This is a genomic window from Ectobacillus sp. JY-23 (assembly GCF_023022965.1).
Taxonomy (GTDB): domain Bacteria; phylum Bacillota; class Bacilli; order Bacillales; family Bacillaceae_G; genus Ectobacillus.
This window is the reverse complement of sequence record NZ_CP095462.1, coordinates 605,318-622,083: the sequence shown is the minus strand read 5'-3', so window position 1 is coordinate 622,083 and position 16,766 is coordinate 605,318. Positions and strand designations below refer to the sequence as shown.

Here is a 16,766-nt window from a genome sequence, read left to right as displayed (position 1 = left end):
GTCTGTTTTTGGTTTCTATGGATTTAGTTTACTATGCTTTTTACTGTATACGAAGTAAATAACTAAACCGATTAATAGCCATCCTCCAAAGCTAATCCAGGTTGTCAATGGCAGTTGGAGAACCAAATATCCACAAAATGCAACGGCTAAGATGGGGATAAGTGGTACAAGAGGCACTTGGAAACCTCGTTTAATGTTCGGCTGCGTTTTACGCATGACGAGAATGCCGATGGAAACAGTAATGAATGCAAACAGAGTACCGATATTTGTTAATTCTGCTAATTTGTTAAGTGGTAATACACCAGCGAAGAAGGAAACAAAAATGGCAATGATCCAGTTGTTTATGAGCGGTGTTTGTGTTTTGTTGTTTACACGTGAGAATACTTTTGGCAGCAAGCCGTCGCGGCTAATCGCATAAAACAAACGAGATTGGCCATATAACATAACAAGTAATACTGTTGTAATACCAACAATAGCTCCTAAAGAGATAAAACCTGCAACCCAATCCTGATTAATATAATTTAGTGCAAATGCAACAGGGTTTTTCACATTTAACTGGTCGTACGGTACAATACCTGTTAAAATCGCGGAAACAATAATGTAGAGTGCTGTACACACAGCAAGGGAAGCAATAATCCCAATTGGCATATTACGCTTTGGATTACGTACTTCTTCTGCAGCTGTTGAAACAGCATCAAAGCCAATGTAAGCAAAGAAAACTGTTGCGGCGCCTGTAGCAACACCGGAAAAACCAAATGGCATAAAGGGTGTCCAGTTTTCAGGTTTTACGTAAAATGCTCCAACACCAATAAAGAGAAGAATAACTGCTACTTTGATAATAACCATGATTGTATTAAAGCGAGCAGATTTTTTAACGCCTTTTGTTAATAGGAACGTAATGATTAAAATAATAAGGATAGCAGGTAAATCAATAAATGTACCTTTATCAGGGTTATAGGCGCTAGACAAAGCCGTAGGAATCGTTATACCGAATCCTTCTAATAAACCTTGAAAGTAGCCAGACCACCCTACCGCAACAGCAGAAGAAGCTACGCCATATTCTAAAATTAAATCCCAGCCGAGTATCCAAGCGATTAGCTCACCAAATGTTGCATAGCTGTATGTGTAGGCACTACCTGCTACGGGAACAGTAGAAGCAAATTCCGCATAACAAAGAGCTGCGAATACACAAGCAAGACCTGAGAGAATGAACGATAAAATCAGGGCAGGACCGGCATGCTCTGCAGCGGCAACTCCTGTTAATACAAAGATACCTGTACCGATGATGGCACCAATACCTAGCATTGTTAAATCAAAAGCACCTAAATCTTTTTTCAAGGAAACGCCGGTGCCGCCCGATTCCTCAATTAAGCTTTGTATGGATTTTTTTCTGAATAAGCTCATGTTGCTCCTCCTTGTAAAGAAAAATGTCGAAACTCGCTGTGTATGTAGCGATTGTACAACAATCTGAAATTGTTGTAAAGTTAGAAAAGTTAGATAATTTATAAAGATTTTATTTTTTTTATTGTTTTTGGAGTGTATTATGAAAATTATTGTAGTTGCAGATACTCATATTCCAAAACGATCCAAGCAGTGGCCATCCGTGCTAGAGGAAGATCTGCAAAATTATTCTGTTTAACCCTGGCTCACCTACGGATAAAAGGCGGCAGCCGATGTATTCATACGGTGTGATTTACCTAGAAAATCAGCTAGAAGCAAAGTACATGTTTTTTTGAAAATATGGAAACAATATCCTGTATAAGCGCGGAGGTGAACAACATGAAGGAAAAGAAAAGTAGTCATGATCTTGGGACAACAGAACGTATTGCGCAAATGGAAGAGCCAAGAGATAACGCAACAGAGAGACGCGAAGCAAAGCGCCCTATCGATCAGTTTCGTCTCGATGTTATGAATATGGATTAAAAGGTTATGTTAAAGCTTGATAGTAGTAATCGGTACTTGTTGATTGTAGTGAAAAGGTGAAACCTTTGCGAAAAGAAATTCCCCGTATTGAAATCAACAGGGACTTTAGCAGAGACAAACAAAAAAAAGCCGCAAAAAGCGGCTTTTTTCGTAAGTCCCGCTCTGCCGTAACTCTAGTGTCTCAAAACCCGCTCTCGCAGGTGGGCATCCTCATCCACTTTTTCAACGTCCTGTCTATGCAGGCATGTTGGCAAGGTGTCATATTGAATTCCCGATAAATGTTTATAGGTTTGAGACAACGAAGAGCATACGCACATCGCAGGGGAGATAATTTATTATATGGTAACAATTGCTACGTGTCAAACTTTGTAGTTACTCATGTATATTGCTTTTCTATAGTGCTATTCTACTCTGTATTACATAAAAATACAAGGGTAAAAAATATCTTTCTTATCAGACTCAACAGGTTAAGGTATTTTACCGAGGAAATAGCGACTTTTCATAAAATATAGATAAGTAGTATAAATAAAGTAACAAAAAAGACCCTGCAGAGCAGGATCTTTTTCAAAAGCTATTAAGCTTTGTGTACGTTAGAAGCTTGGTCACCACGGTTGCCTTGAACGATTTCAAAAGTAACTTTTTGACCTTCTTCTAAAGTTTTGAAGCCTTCGCCTTGAATTGCAGAGAAGTGAACGAATACATCGTCGCCACCTTCGCGCTCGATGAAACCGAAACCTTTTTCTGCGTTAAACCATTTTACTGTACCTTGTAACATAATGTTACCTCCTGCTATGTGCTGTGCACATCTTGTAATACTATCCTTGCTCTTTGAAAATACCAAGACGAAAACTTGTTATCTTACAAGCCGAACAAAAATAATTCTTCTTTATCATAACAGGTGATAGATAAAATAGCAAGCTTTTCCTTTTACCCAAGGGAATTGACAGTTTGAAGTGGATAACGTACCATTGAAAGCGCGCTATAATTATATAGATATCAGCTAAAAAACTAATATTGCTTATTAGATGAGAGAGAAGAGCGGTTGATATATAGTTACGGTCAGAGCTTAACAAGTGCATGTGCAAGAGGTAAGAACATAGATATCTGACAAGTTGTTCTTGTGTTTCTATTTCTATGTGTGAAAAGCACTTGTATTTATTTACAGGCTCTGTTAAAGTTCGTTGTTGATTTCCGTTACGGGGGCTCGCGTTCCTCGCATTAGTCTCACCCCCTTCACTCCAATCAACAAGTGCAAATGATTAACATTGGGCTTTAACACAGCCTATTTAAATAGAACTATTTCCATATTATAAAAGTAGGAAGCGTAATTTATGAAGGAAAGGACTATACATATGAGTGAACAATCTAATATACAAACGTCATCGCGCCGGACATTTGCGATTATTTCGCATCCGGATGCAGGTAAAACAACACTGACGGAAAAGCTGCTTCTTCTTGGCGGTTCCATTCGTTCAGCAGGAACGGTAAAAGCAAAAAAGTCAGGTAAATATGCAACATCTGATTGGATGGAAATTGAAAAGCAACGTGGTATTTCCGTTACCTCCAGTGTGATGCAATTTTCGTATCGTGATCATCATATTAACATTGTTGACACACCAGGTCACCAAGATTTTAGTGAAGATACCTATCGAACACTAACAGCTGTTGATAGCGCAGTTATGGTGATTGACGGTACAAAAGGTATTGAGGCGCAAACACTTAAATTATTTAAAGTATGTCGCATGAGAGGAATCCCTATCTTAACGTTTATCAACAAATTAGACCGTGAAGGGAAAGATCCTCTAGAACTGCTAGAAGAAATCGAAGAGGTACTTGAAATTGAATCTTACCCAGTGACATGGCCGATTGGTATGGGGAAAAGATTTCAAGGTACATATGATCGCTTTGAAAAACAAATTGAAGTTTACCGCGGTAATGAGGAGTCGTTATTTGTTAACTTTGATGGCGAACATGTAACAGATGAAGTAGCGGAGCACATTAATGAAGGGATGCTACCGTCTTTAATGGATGAGCTAACGTTGCTTAATGAAGCGGGAAATGAGTTTTCAATGGAAAAAGTCAAGAATGGTACATTAACACCTGTTTTCTTTGGAAGTGCAATTGCAAACTTTGGGGTACAATCATTCTTCAATGCATTTTTGCAGTTAACATCACCACCGCAGCCACGAAAATCATCCATAGGTGAAATTGATGTAAACAACCCTGAGTTTTCCGGATTTGTTTTTAAAATTCAGGCGAACATGAATCCGGCGCACCGTGATAGAATTGCTTTTGTGCGTGTGTGTTCTGGGAAATTTGAGCGTGGCATGACAGTTACGTTATCTCGTACTGGGAAGAAAATCAAGCTTGGTCAGTCTCAGCAATTTTTAGCATCAGAGCGTGAAACAGTAGAAGAAGCATATCCAGGCGATATTATTGGCTTGTATGATGCCGGCACCTACCAAATTGGTGATACAATTGTCGGAGGCAGCAATACCTTTAAGTTTGAGGCACTGCCAACCTTCCCGCCGGAATTATTTATGAAAGTTCGTGCGAAAAACGCGATGAAGCATAAGCATTTTGATAAAGGAATGAATCAACTTGTACAAGAAGGTGCGGTGCAGCTTTACCGCACACCATTCTTTGGTGATTACATTTTAGGCGCGGTTGGTGAACTTCAGTTCCAGGTATTTGAATACCGTATGAAAGCAGAATATGGTGTGGATTTGGAGATGATTATGATGCGCCATGACATCGCAAAGTGGGTAACTGGCGGCGAACTAAAAGACAGTATGCTGGACTCGCGCGTAATGAAGGTGGAAGATCGTGAGGGGAATCCTGTACTGTTATTTGAAAATGACTTTGTATATAGAATGTTCCAAGATAAATATCCAGACATAAAATTAAGCAGCGTGTTGGAACTGTAGAAAGTGGTCTTGTCCAAGACCACTTTCTTTTTTTGTTTACTTATTTTAGAATTTTTGTAATAATCAATTTTAATATGAAGGAGGGATGTAGATGGAAGTGAGGTTGTTGCAGCCTGATGATGCGGCAGGGTATTGGGAATTGAGATTAGAAGCACTTAAGAACCATCCTACAGCGTTTGGAACTAGTTACGAGGAAGCTTTACAGCGAGTGAATCCGATTCAACAGATAGCGGAGCGCTTTATAAACCCTGGGGAATATACGTTCGGTGCATTTGTGGACGGTGAATTAATTGGCGTAGTAACACTCATGCAGGAACAAGCGAAGAAGTTTTGTCATCGTGCTACCATTTTCGCGATGTACGTCACGCCCGAAAACCGTGGTAGGGGTATAGCTAAAGCATTGTTACAGGCGGCCATTAAACAGGCTCAACAAGTAGAGTCCATCATCAAAATTAATTTAACAGTTGTGTCAGAAAACGTAAGTGCGAAAGCTTTGTATCAAAATTTAGGCTTTCAAGTATTCGGTACAGAAGAGAAAGCGCTTTACTACAACGATGTATACTATGATGAAGAGCACATGGTTTTATTTCTGTAAAATATATAGGAGATGGATGATATGATAAAAGCTATTTTTTTTGATTTAGATGACACGCTGTTGTGGGATCAAAAAAGTGTAAAGGAAGCATTTGCAGCAACATGCCGCTTTGCGAGTGAACGATGCGGCGCAGATCCAAAGCTTTTGGAGGAAGCTGTACGAAAAGAGGCAGCAGCATTATATGCAACATATGAGACATATCCGTTTACACAAATGATTGGGATCAATCCATTTGAAGGGATGTGGGGGAACTTTTTAGATGAAGAGGACAATTTTCGTAAAATGAAGGAGATTGTTCCTATATATCGAAAAGAGGCTTGGACAAGAGGCCTACGTGCGCTTGGTATTGAGAATGTAGCGCTCGGTGAAGAACTTGCCGAAAGGTTTCCTGCAGAGCGTAGAAGCAGACCCTTTGTATATGATGAGACGTTTCAAGTATTGGATGCGCTGCACGGTACATATAAATTGTTGTTGCTAACAAATGGTTCTCCGGATTTACAAAATACAAAACTTTCTATTACACCGCAACTTGCGCCTTATTTTGATCATATTGTAATCTCTGGAGCTTTTGGAAGGGGAAAGCCTGATCCATCCATTTTTGCACACGCACTGGAGCTGCTTTCGTTACAAAAGGAGGAAGTTGTAATGGTTGGGGATAACCTCATGACCGACATTCTTGGTGCATCGCGGGCAGGTATCACATCGGTTTGGATTAATCGTCATCAGAAAGAGCGAAATGAAGTTATACCAGATTATGAAATTACACATTTGGAAGAGTTATACAAAATTTTGACAGAACTAGATAAAAGATAAGGCTGTTTTCTTAAAGTTTGTTGTTTTTAAAGATTTGTTTAGTTCTTTGATAAATTATTGGTAAAATATAGACAGAAAATAAATGAAAATGAGGTAATAGAAAATGAATGTAGAACTAACCAGATTTAGAGTCAAAGAAGGTAAATCGGAACAAGTAGATGAATGGTTAAAATTTTTAAACGAAAATATGAAAGATGTTCTTATTACTCTTGAAGGCGAAAAAATGTTTGTTGAAACGATATTTAGAGAACAACTGAATGGCGATGAATACTTATATTGGTACTCAGTTCAAGGTGAAGGTGGTCAAGAAGTTGAACAATCTAACCATTGGATTGATAAAAAGCATTTAGAATATTGGGATAAATGTATTGATGAAACATTTAGACCTGTTGACTTACAAACGGAAGTTGTTATGATTCCTGAAAAAGTAAGAAAAAGTATGATATAAACTTATGACCTCTAAACTGAGGTCTTTTTTATGCACTTCTTAACATTTGAACAGTTGTATAATTAGATTTCTGACACGCTGAAATAAGCATTTGTTCTACTCGTTTTTCAAATGCTACATTTTTGCCTAATTCGAGCCAGCGGAACCAATAGAGATAGTTGTCCAAATAGTGCGTTCCGACACCTTGGAAACGTTCCATCCAACTCTTTAAACGGTTATGGAAGTTGTTAACGTGCTGTATATGAAAAATCCCTTTCTTTACACGCTGTTTTTGTCGCTCATTGACCGTTTCGTGCTGTAATCCTTTTATCTTGGCAAACTTTTTATAATTCGTCGCTGTATCTGTACACAACAAAGCAGATGGGTGAATATACTCACCTATCACAGTATCAATTTCTTCGGCTTTTACACGTCCTGTTCCTGCTTTCCGTGCAATTACATTACTATTTCTATCTTGTGCTACTACAACGGCAATTTTAAGGTTTGAAATCCCTCGTTTCTTGTCTTTTTCACCACGTTTTTTGGATTTTCTATGGGTGATTGTACGTTGACCTTTCAAAGATTCACGAAAGAAAGTTTCATCGCTCTCGACAATGCCTTGTAGTTGATTAAAGCCAAGGCTACATAATGCGTTCAAAATCTTGTGTCTCCAATAGAAGGCGGTAGAGATGTGAATTTTAAGGCGTTTAGCGATTTTAGGGAGCGTACATCCTTCGACCATCATTTCTACATACTTCACCCATTTTTCAGGATAGCGAGAACCAGAGAATGGTGTATTCGTCATATCATTGAACGTCTTTCCGCAGTCCTTACATAAATAGCGTTGTCTGGAACGATATTTACCATTCCGTTTAACCGAGGTGCTTCCACAATGAACACAGCCCAATCCAGAAGCGAATCGAGATTCACGAATACTTTTGAGTAACGCTGTAATTTTATCTGGTTCTTCTGGAAACAAATCTTGTTTCATCGCATTAAATAACGCCATTTGTTCTGATTTGCTCAATTCACTAATCCCTTCATACACATCTTCCCACACATTTGTTCGCCTCCTTGAACCGCATTATATCAACCTTTTAATAGTATGGTCAAGAAAGCAACAATTTATGCGAAAACAGCCTTGTCTTTACCCAATATATATCAAAAAGTAGGAAGCAATGACTAGAATAAGTAAAATGACAGCTAATGAAATCCAAATTGTCATAGGCCCAACTGCTTGAAAGGTTTGCTCATTAATTTCCTTACGCTTAACCAAATAGCTCCATGTAGCTAAAGCAATGATAATGATGCCTACGACAATGGAAGTGAAGCCAATGAGAATGGCAATTTTATTTCCAAGCGCAGTGAGCTCTTCGCGTACTGCAAAATGCAGGTTAGCAACTAAAAATCCAAGACCGGACACTGCGATAGCCGTTCGTAGCCATGCGAGATAAGTTCGTTCATTCGCTAAGTGCTGCTGAATATATTGTGAATCAATGGTAGTTGTTTGTTTTTTCGCGTTATGCAATCCCAAATGGAAGGACCTCCTTTAAGATGACAGGATATACTACACTAGTATATACCCAAACAGGTATTTAGGAAAGAATAGCCCTTTAGTTTGAAAAACAATTATGAGAAGTGTATGGAAGGGTATGCATTATGCAAATATGGATGGGAAACGCTAACAGTATCTCTTACATAAGGTGGTTTATACAATGGAACTATATAATGGACAACCATATTGGCTCACAACATATCCAAATGCACCTGCATATCCAAAGCTAGAGGAAGATATTACATGTGATGCATTGATTGTCGGTGGGGGCAGCTGCGGTGCGCAATGCGCATATTATATGGCAGATACAGGACTTGATGTAGTGGTTGTAGATCAGCGGAAGGTTGGACACGGAAGTACATGTACAAATACTGCACTTGTTCAATACTTAGGGGATAAAATGCTCTATCAGCTTGTGAACTCGTTTGGCGAAACAAATGCAATCAGGCATACCAAGCTGTGTGAGCAAGCGATTGCAGATATTAAATCTGCGTGTGATTCACTAGATATTCATGCTGAATATGTACAGCGTGCCAGCTTGTATTATGCGAGCTATGAAAAAGATGTAGCTAAGCTGGAAAAAGAATATGGGTATTTGCAAAAGCATGGGTTTATGGCAGACATGTTGACTGAAGAACAAATTGGTAAGTGGTATCCATTTAAAAAACGAGCGGCATTGTACGTACAAAATGATGGGGAACTCAATCCTTATAAATTTACAATTGGACTATTGGAGAAGGCGAAGCAGAAAGGCGTGCGCATATTTGAGGAAACAGCCATTAATGGAAAAGTATTCAAAGAAGATGGCGCGATATTTTATACGAAAACTAACCATACGATTAAAGCTAAGCATGTTATTATTGCGAGCGGGTATGAAGGACTAAGTTTTAAAAAGGACAAAAACGCGGTGCTCACTACTACATATGCTATTGTTACAAATCCTGTAGAAGATTTCAGCAGTTGGCACGAACGTACGCTGATATGGGAAACGGCAAGACCGTATATTTATATGCGCACAACAGCTGATAATCGCATTATAATCGGGGGATTAGATGACGATGTGATTAGTCCGATGCAACGAGAAGGAAAATTACCGCACAAGCGCGATAAGCTTGTGCAAGAATTTCAAAAACTTTTTCCGAATCTAAACGTCCGACCAGAGTTTTACTTAGGTGCCTATTATGCAGGAACCCACGATGGTTTACCAATGCTCGGTCATTATGAAGAAATGCCAAATTGTCATATTATCTTTGGCTATGGTGATAACGGACTGGTTTATAATATGCTTTTGGCGAAAATAACAAGAGATGTAATTACAAAGGGCACACATGAAGCCTTGGATATTTATTTACAAACAAGACCGATGATGCAATAGGACTTCGCGTAAGCGAAGTCCTATTTTACTTGCAAGCTATCTACAATAAAAGATTCATCAACTGCAGATCAGCATGTTTTCTCATGCGTGTAAGAAAACCGGAGGCTACTATATCAAAAGTTCTCTATACAGTACGAGTTACATACATATAAAAAGAATAAATAGACAAAAGGAGGGAATTATATGGGCTACTATGTAACTGTTGAAACCAGTAACCAAACGGAGCATATTGTGAACATATTTGTGGAGGATATAGGACCTAGGGATGGCAAGGTGATTTTATTTTTGCATGGCTGGCCAGTGAATCATAAAATGTTTGAGTATCAATATAATGAATTGCCTAAACATGGCTACCGTTGTATTGGTGTTGATTTACGAGGATTCGGTAAGTCTGATCGTCCTTGGAGCGGCTATTCTTACAACCGACTTGCAGATGATATTCGAAGTATTGTCGAGACACTGCAGCTAAAAGCGTTTGTTTTAGTTGGGTTTTCGATGGGAGGAGCTATTGCTGTTCGCTATATGGCTCGGCATAGCGGGCATCAAGTCGCGAAATTAGCTTTACTTGGTGCTGCGGCACCAGCATTCACACAACGTCCTGGGTATCCGTATGGACTTACGAAGGATGCTGTAGACAAGCTAATTGAAGATACATATCAAAATCGACCCAGTATGCTCCAAAGCTTTGGTGACATATTTTTTGAACGGTATATTACGGAGGCTTTTAAAAGTTGGTTTTTTCAATTGGGTTTAGAGGCATCTGGGCACGGCACTATTCAATGCGCTGTATCTCTGCGGGACGAGGATTTGCGAGCGGATTTGTCCGCCGTTCATGTACCCACTGTTATTTGTCACGGTATACATGATAAAATCTGCCCTTTTGTGTTAGCAGAAATTATGCATGCTGGTATTAAAAATTCACACCTTATTCCCTTCCAAGAAAGCGGCCATGGCTTGTTTTATTGTGAGCGGGAGAAGTTAAATCGTGAGCTATTACGCTTTGCGGATAAAAAATAATGTCTAGAATTTCGTCAACCTAGACATGCGCTGCAAGACATAGAGAGGAAAGAAGTTTGGTTATTGTTTTGTGATTAGTTATACCAAACCGTAAGGGTAAACTGAATTGGTCAAACATTGCATATGCCTCAAATTCAGGTTTTTACATCATAAATACAGTTATCTTTATGAAAGAGTGAGCTTCAAACCACTTGTCACCCTTACGGTTTGCTTGAAGGAGAAGATTTCTTTTGAAAAATGCTAAAAATTACCTTTCGGCTGCAAGTTATTTTGCATGTGTTCCTGCACCGTAACAATTTGTTCAGTGGAAGCAATTTCTGTTTTATACCAACCTTTTTGATTTGCTATTTTATATAACTCGTATTGGCTGTTGCTAGCGTTTTCAAAGCATTGTTGATAGATGGAACGAAGCTCTTGATGACTTGTCTCTAACATTGCATTGCTTGTACTATGACAGCGTCCTTTTTCCAACTCTAAGCAGAGTTGCAGTATTTCTCGGTCAGTTAAACCGCGTTTTTCTATGTTGTTTGGCATGTATAATCTCCTTTGCGAGTTATTGAAGCATTTTAGAACGATTGAAGTATTGAGACAAGTCCGCGACCTTCAATTGATGTTGTTCTGCAATTCGTTCTAAAGTCTGTTTAAGTTCTTGATCTGTACACTGAGAAGCACACCAATTCAAAGTTTTTGCGATAATTTCTTCTGCACGGATTTCGTCTTCCATAAAAGAAAGTTCTTTTGTTGTAAGCTGATGCATAATCTCACCTCCCGAAAATTATAGAATTCTCTTGGTAGTATTTGTTTAGTTTATATAATTTTATCCGCAATAAAAAATACTCGGCGCACAAAAGCGTCAAGTATTTAATAGTGATGTATCACATATTAATCGTTGCTTGTTTTGAAAGCAATTTTACTAATGACTTTCTCCAATTCATCTGGCTTCAAAAACTCAATCGGTGAAAAACCTTTCTCAAAGGTTAGCATATCGGCTTCAATCATCAGCACATACTTATTATTCACTTTCGCGATATGAATCTGCTCCCCAAAATCCGCCAGCAAGCCTTTCACAGAAATATGGTCCGCCTTTAGTTTTAACTCTACTTCTGGCGCATACTCCACAATCTGCGCCGCTGCTTCCATGACTTCTTCTGTGCTGAAATGTTCCATCATCTCACGCTTCGGACTCGCTGACCAAATTTCCATCGCTTCCTCAAATTGCTGGCGTTCTTCGCTTTCTTCCTCGTAGACGTTTTCCATACGGTCATATACCATGGTCATGACTTGGTTTTTGACAATTTCGGGCATGGACCGCTCGTACTGGACGAATTTTAAGAAATCCTCAAAATAGCGTGCGTGAGAGGATTGATGAATTTTTAGCTCACGCTCCTCCATCATGCCTTCCTCTGGCATGTAAGGGTATTGGATGGATTAATCCTTATCAGTACTGGATTTTGTGCAGTTTGAAAGTCTTTTGGTCACTCCTTTGGTCACATTCCGATAATTTTGTCCAATTTATCTGAGACAGATTTCTGCATATCGGGGAGGACATGGCTGTATGTGTTGAGCGTTGTTTGAATATCCGAGTGACCCAGCCGCTCCGAGATAAGCTTCACATTTACATTTTGTTGAATTAAGATGGTAGCGTGAGTGTGTCTCAGGTCGTGAAAACGTATCTTGGGTAAACCGACCTTCTCTACAACTTTATAGAACTCTTTTCTAAAGTTCCTTGGAATCATAGGCTTGCCATCTCTTGTGCAAATAACTAAATCATTGTCATAATAGCTTTGCCCAAGAAGTAGCTTTTCCTGTAATAGTTGTTTTCGATAAGTGCGTAACTCATCAATCAGCTTGTTTGGGATGTGAATGGAGCGTAGGCTTGCTTGATTCTTTGCTCCTGCCTTAACCTTAGCGTTCTGTGTCAGCGTTTGTCTTACGAAGATTGTTTGTGTATCGAAGTCGATGTCTTTCCACCTTAGTCCAAGGACTTCTCCTTGCCGCATTCCCGTAAAGATTGATATAAGGAATCCGATATGGCAACGAGTAAGACGTTTTATTTTCTTGGCTTCGCTAATAAAGAAATTCACCTGTTCTAGAGACCAAACATGGATTTCTTGTTGCCTTATCTTTGGCAAAGTAATTCCAGTGGAAGGGTTCTCCTTAATAAGTTTCAAGACCTTAGCCTTCTTGAGAGATGCACTGACAATACGAAAGATGAGATGGATAGTGTGTTCTGAATAGGACGTGTCGTTTACTAAGTCGTTAACAAACTTTTGAATTTGGATGGGAGCGATTTGCTGTAACTTTAGATGACCGAGTTTGGGTTTAATGACGTTTCGATAGAAGATGGAATGAATCTCGAAGGTTGATTGCTGTAAACGACTTTTCCTTTCTTGAAACCACTCTTCTAGGTATGTGGCATAAGTCATTTTCGTTAAATCGAGAAACGCATTTTCTAACATTTCCGCTTTTAGTTTGGTCATCTCATCCATAGCATCACGTTTGGACTCAAAACCTCTCCGCTTGATTTGTTTACGCTTACCAGTTAACGGGTCTCTCCCACCGTTAAATACAAAATCCCATTTTCCTGTTTGTTTATTTCTAGTTATACTTCCTGTCACAGTAAGAACAACCTCCTTAAGAAGTTGCTCTGTTAGGTGTAAGAGTTTCCTTGGATATATTCTAGCATATTGATGAATATAATTGGAAAAATTCCGTTGAGTATTTAAGTAATGAAATTAATAAGTAATTAAGGCGTGAGAATTGTAATGAAAATACCGGCCTATAGGAAGTTTAAAAAATTCACGACTCGAATTAGTTTTGTGTAAATTATAAATTTTATATCGATATAACTAGTTGTGTGGTTTTTATTCATATTATTTTGTGGGTTAATTGGCATATTAGTGTATTAGTGTGTCATTAATACACTAATACATTTGTGATGTTAAGTATATTATAAAACAATTTGAATGTTTAGACTAGTTATAAAAAATATTCTTAATATAATAAAGATATGGTGCTCGTTTATCAGATGAAGTACCTCAAATTTCTATATAAGGAGGAGGTTTACAATGTTCGTTGATAATGAAGAGAAGTCAAATGAAGAGGTAATTCAAGAGTACGTGAAGCAACACATTGACGATACCAAAAATTTGCTTGATGATTTGTGTATGTTAGTAGAAAAACATAAAGAAACGTTACATGAAGAACAGTTTTTTGCGGTATGGAATGATTCACCGCTTAGTAAGCAGATACCTACATATGGGCTTACCATATACCATACCCTTGTATTAATTGCAGAAAGACTTGGTATAAAAGTTGTAAAAGGTCCATGGTTTAATGAGATATCGGAAGGAAAAGCAATAAAGAAAATAGACTTATTTATGAAAGTGTTGAGAGAGCAATACCATTTTCATCAACATGATATAGAAATTTTGGAGAATACCGGAATAAGTCTTGCTGAGGTATTTTCTGATTTCAATTTATTAAGTGTAACAGAATCTATTATTAGACCTCAATTTTCCGAAGCTTATAAGAAACTGGTGAATGATTTTCTAGCTGATGAAATAGAGGGGGAAAAGTTAGAAAGCAAAATGCTAGAATTGGATACTACGTTAGCTGAAGAAATTTCCTTAGAACAAAAATATGTTGTCATTAAGCAGTTGTCTAAAGTAAGAGAAGATTTACAGTGTCGATTATCAGAGTTGCGTGATAATGGTATATATTTCAAAGATTTGGATGAAGAGCAATTGTTGGTAGATTTATTGAAGGAGCTTCGTTCTTTAAAGTAATGGTCAACCCCTTATTTCATAGGAGTCAAAGGCGTTAGAGGATGCCCTTGTCTATCTGGAAAAGAGTAATAATAGGTAGTACGTAATGAGGGGATGAACCTAAAAAAGGAGAATCTGTGTGAAATTAAAAACGTATGGCTATGTTGAGAAGTGTTTAAAGATGCCCCATGCAAAAGCAGTCGGTTATTTTGTAATGGATGAAGAGAAAGTCTATGTTGCTATCCATGAAAATGGAGATTGCTATTTCAATAGAGAGCAGCAAGAACTCGTTGAGAAGTATTACAATGATTTAAGTTACAAACATTTTGTTGAAATTCCAAGAGCTGTAGTGGTTGAATCAGATTTGTATATAGGTGATACTAAATTACAATGTTCGGTATTAAATGATGGTCGACGAGTTATTAAAGACACCAGTTTATTTGCTGCGCTTGACCGTAAAAGGAAAGGTGAAACAAGACTTGATGGGTTTCCTCCTATTATTGGCTCTAAAGTATTAGCGGCGCTTTTAATGGATATGTATCCAGAGCATCTACACACTATTACACCTTTTGATGTTGCTCAATTTAATGGGAAAACTGGAAAGTGGTATGATGCGAATACTATTCCAATAATCTGCGATATATACATGGAGGCTGAGAAAAGAGGGTTAATTACCGCTTCACAACAACATGTACTAAATAAGGCTAAGATATTACTCCGCTCTCTTGCAAGAGTCGGAATTACTGCTCTCATCGATGAAGCGACAAATTATCAGAGTATTAGAGGGAAAGATGAATTACAAGTTTTATTAGAGGAGTTCATATCTGAAGAGTTAAGACCGTATTCTAAGGAATTTCATAGTGAATATTTTGAACAAATCTTTCGCATTTATGGTCTGCCATATGACCCGACTACACAGAGAAGACCCAAATTTTTTGCTGGGTTTACTCGCACCTATGTGTATGATATGTTACCACCTAATGTTTTCGAGAAATTAGACGAAATGAATCCTCTTATCCATAATAGTCAAACTGGACGTGTTGACCGTAAATTCCGCTTGTTCCAACATCTCTCGGATGAAGGAATTCAATATCTTCGGAGTCACTTAGAAGGGCTTATTTCAATAATGAAGCTTTCATCTGATAAAGATGATTTTAAAGACAAATTTAAGCTTGTTTACGCAGATAAAATTAATCGAATACAGAAAATGAAGCAAGATTTCTATCAGATTACCATGGATGACGTTTGAAAAGTAGGATTTGAAAAGCAACGGATTGTTAATATTATTCATTCCACTGAAAGAGTAGTCATGGCAGCTCTCTATTTGTTTAGAAAAGTTACGGTAAGAAAGAGAATATCATTAACAGAATTTAAAGTAGCATTAATAGAAATAAAAGGAGTAACCAAAAGAGAATCTACTAGATTTAATTCGTAATTATGTCAGCGGGTCATAATGATGGGGGAACATCTCCAAAAACATCATTTATCAAAGGACGAAGAGAAAGAAGTCATTGCTCGTTTTAAGAAGTCAATGTCAGAGGATAAGCTATGCTTCATAATCGTATGTGACAAACTCCTGACAGGCTTTGATGCTCCAATCGAGCAGGTTATGTATTTAGACAAGGCAATCAAGGAACATAACCTCTTACAAGCCATTGCCCGTACCAACCGAACGTATGACAAAAAGACATATGGTTTGATTGTCGATTACTAGGTGTTTCCAGATTCCTAGAGCAAGGACTTAATATTTTCAATAAGGAAGATGTACAAGGAGCATTACAAAGTATTGATACTGAAATACCAAGATTACAGTCTCGTCACCGTTCTGCGATGCGTTTCTTCGATTACATTCGGAAAGATGACCTAGAAGCATGCTTATAAGCATTAGAGCCAGAGGATGTACGGAACGAGTTTGATACAGCATTTAAACGCTTTTCGGACAGCATGGATATGGTCATGCCAAGTCCAAAGGCACAAGATTATATAGCTGATTTACAATTCTTAGTAAAAGTACGACAAGCTGCAAAGTCTCGTTATCGCATGGATGGGATGGATATTAGTGATTGTGGGGAAAAGGTTAAGCTGCTTATAGAGGAGCATCTTGCATCGGTAGGAATTGATGTTGTTCACGAGCTAATTGACATTCTTTCTAATCGATTTGAGAAACAAATAGAGGAAATGAAGATATCAGAAGGTAAAGCGGCTGAAATGGAACATGCTATTCGTCATGAAATACGGGTCAAGTTGGAAGAAAACCCTGTGTACTATACATCCTTAAAAGAACGGCTTGAAGAACTCCTCCAGCGACGGAGAGACCGTCAAATAGATATTGATGAGTAGTAGAGGAATATCGTAATATAGTGAATG

General features: G+C 38.2%; 18 protein-coding genes, 1 other RNA gene and 1 pseudogene. 11 read left to right on the top strand and 9 right to left on the bottom strand.

What is annotated here, in order from left to right; all coding sequences use genetic code 11:
• Positions 1-15 precede the first annotated feature (15 nt).
• On the bottom strand, positions 16-1,404 hold the full coding sequence (locus MUG87_RS03290) for a branched-chain amino acid transporter BcaP (protein ID WP_247085490.1): 1,389 nt from the start codon (positions 1,402-1,404) through the stop codon (positions 16-18).
• A 375-nt stretch (positions 1,405-1,779) separates the two neighbouring features.
• Here MUG87_RS03290 and MUG87_RS03285 point away from each other — a divergent pair, with 375 nt between their 5' ends.
• Positions 1,780-1,923 carry a hypothetical protein gene (locus MUG87_RS03285; protein WP_247085488.1) on the top strand — a complete coding sequence of 48 codons (144 nt, stop codon included), beginning with the start codon at positions 1,780-1,782 and terminating at the stop codon, positions 1,921-1,923.
• A 150-nt stretch (positions 1,924-2,073) separates the two neighbouring features.
• Here MUG87_RS03285 and ssrS read toward each other — a convergent pair.
• A non-coding RNA gene (gene ssrS, locus MUG87_RS03280) (6S RNA) lies at positions 2,074-2,251 on the bottom strand.
• Between the two features lie 246 nt (positions 2,252-2,497).
• The gene (locus MUG87_RS03275; RefSeq protein ID WP_124563093.1) at positions 2,498-2,698 is read right to left on the bottom strand and encodes a cold-shock protein; all 201 of its coding nucleotides are present in this window, start codon (positions 2,696-2,698) and stop codon (positions 2,498-2,500) included.
• A 556-nt stretch (positions 2,699-3,254) separates the two neighbouring features.
• Between MUG87_RS03275 and MUG87_RS03270 the strand changes: the two genes are divergently transcribed.
• The 4 genes from MUG87_RS03270 (at position 3,255) to MUG87_RS03255 (ending at position 6,706) form a co-directional block, all read left to right on the top strand.
• A complete protein-coding gene (locus MUG87_RS03270) occupies positions 3,255-4,850 on the top strand; it encodes a peptide chain release factor 3 (RefSeq protein ID WP_247085486.1) in 1,596 nt (531 codons plus the stop codon).
• Positions 4,851-4,941: 91 nt separating this feature from the next.
• A complete protein-coding gene (locus MUG87_RS03265; RefSeq protein WP_247085484.1) occupies positions 4,942-5,445 on the top strand; it encodes a GNAT family N-acetyltransferase in 504 nt (167 codons plus the stop codon).
• Between the two features lie 21 nt (positions 5,446-5,466).
• Complete coding sequence (locus MUG87_RS03260; RefSeq protein WP_247085483.1) at positions 5,467-6,258, top strand: HAD family hydrolase; 792 nt, start codon at positions 5,467-5,469, stop codon at positions 6,256-6,258.
• Positions 6,259-6,361: 103 nt separating this feature from the next.
• Entirely contained in the window at positions 6,362-6,706 is a 345-nt protein-coding gene (locus tag MUG87_RS03255) for a DUF6176 family protein (RefSeq protein ID WP_247085481.1), read from the top strand.
• Positions 6,707-6,734: 28 nt separating this feature from the next.
• Here MUG87_RS03255 and MUG87_RS03250 read toward each other — a convergent pair whose 3' ends face one another.
• Positions 6,735-7,745 (bottom strand): IS1595 family transposase, encoded by a 1,011-nt coding sequence (locus MUG87_RS03250; protein ID WP_247085479.1) that lies wholly within the window; start codon positions 7,743-7,745, stop codon positions 6,735-6,737.
• 87 nt (positions 7,746-7,832) lie between these two features.
• Positions 7,833-8,219 carry a YidH family protein gene (locus MUG87_RS03245; protein ID WP_247085477.1) on the bottom strand — a complete coding sequence of 129 codons (387 nt, stop codon included), beginning with the start codon at positions 8,217-8,219 and terminating at the stop codon, positions 7,833-7,835.
• A gap of 181 nt (positions 8,220-8,400) precedes the next feature.
• Here MUG87_RS03245 and MUG87_RS03240 point away from each other — a divergent pair, with 181 nt between their 5' ends.
• Both MUG87_RS03240 and MUG87_RS03235 read left to right on the top strand, forming a co-directional pair.
• Positions 8,401-9,615 carry an NAD(P)/FAD-dependent oxidoreductase gene (locus MUG87_RS03240; RefSeq protein WP_247085475.1) on the top strand — a complete coding sequence of 405 codons (1,215 nt, stop codon included), beginning with the start codon at positions 8,401-8,403 and terminating at the stop codon, positions 9,613-9,615.
• A 183-nt stretch (positions 9,616-9,798) separates the two neighbouring features.
• Positions 9,799-10,632: an alpha/beta fold hydrolase gene (locus tag MUG87_RS03235; RefSeq protein ID WP_247085473.1), complete on the top strand. Its 834-nt coding sequence runs from the start codon at positions 9,799-9,801 to the stop codon at positions 10,630-10,632.
• 240 nt (positions 10,633-10,872) lie between these two features.
• Here MUG87_RS03235 and MUG87_RS03230 read toward each other — a convergent pair whose 3' ends face one another.
• The 4 genes and pseudogenes from MUG87_RS03230 to MUG87_RS03215 all read right to left on the bottom strand — a co-directional run bounded on the left by MUG87_RS03230 (position 10,873) and on the right by MUG87_RS03215 (position 13,250).
• Positions 10,873-11,166: a spore coat protein gene (locus MUG87_RS03230; RefSeq protein WP_247085471.1), complete on the bottom strand. Its 294-nt coding sequence runs from the start codon at positions 11,164-11,166 to the stop codon at positions 10,873-10,875.
• 19 nt (positions 11,167-11,185) lie between these two features.
• Positions 11,186-11,389: a hypothetical protein gene (locus MUG87_RS03225; protein WP_247085469.1), complete on the bottom strand. Its 204-nt coding sequence runs from the start codon at positions 11,387-11,389 to the stop codon at positions 11,186-11,188.
• Between the two features lie 125 nt (positions 11,390-11,514).
• Positions 11,515-12,060, bottom strand: a pseudogene (locus MUG87_RS03220) (DUF3898 domain-containing protein); the annotation flags it as partial.
• Positions 12,061-12,119: 59 nt separating this feature from the next.
• Positions 12,120-13,250: a site-specific integrase gene (locus MUG87_RS03215; protein ID WP_247085467.1), complete on the bottom strand. Its 1,131-nt coding sequence runs from the start codon at positions 13,248-13,250 to the stop codon at positions 12,120-12,122.
• A gap of 450 nt (positions 13,251-13,700) precedes the next feature.
• On the opposite strand from MUG87_RS03215, the gene MUG87_RS03210 reads away from it, so the two are divergent.
• The 4 genes from MUG87_RS03210 (at position 13,701) to MUG87_RS19670 (ending at position 16,739) form a co-directional block, all read left to right on the top strand.
• On the top strand, positions 13,701-14,420 hold the full coding sequence (locus MUG87_RS03210) for a hypothetical protein (protein WP_247085466.1): 720 nt from the start codon (positions 13,701-13,703) through the stop codon (positions 14,418-14,420).
• Positions 14,421-14,538: 118 nt separating this feature from the next.
• Complete coding sequence (locus MUG87_RS03205; RefSeq protein ID WP_247085464.1) at positions 14,539-15,648, top strand: P63C domain-containing protein; 1,110 nt, start codon at positions 14,539-14,541, stop codon at positions 15,646-15,648.
• A gap of 204 nt (positions 15,649-15,852) precedes the next feature.
• Positions 15,853-16,113: a type I restriction enzyme subunit R domain-containing protein gene (locus tag MUG87_RS19675; RefSeq protein ID WP_368042556.1), complete on the top strand. Its 261-nt coding sequence runs from the start codon at positions 15,853-15,855 to the stop codon at positions 16,111-16,113.
• A 230-nt stretch (positions 16,114-16,343) separates the two neighbouring features.
• Positions 16,344-16,739, top strand: coding sequence for a type I restriction enzyme endonuclease domain-containing protein (locus MUG87_RS19670; RefSeq protein ID WP_368042555.1), 396 nt, complete (start codon positions 16,344-16,346; stop codon positions 16,737-16,739).
• The last annotated feature ends 27 nt before the right edge of the window (positions 16,740-16,766 follow it).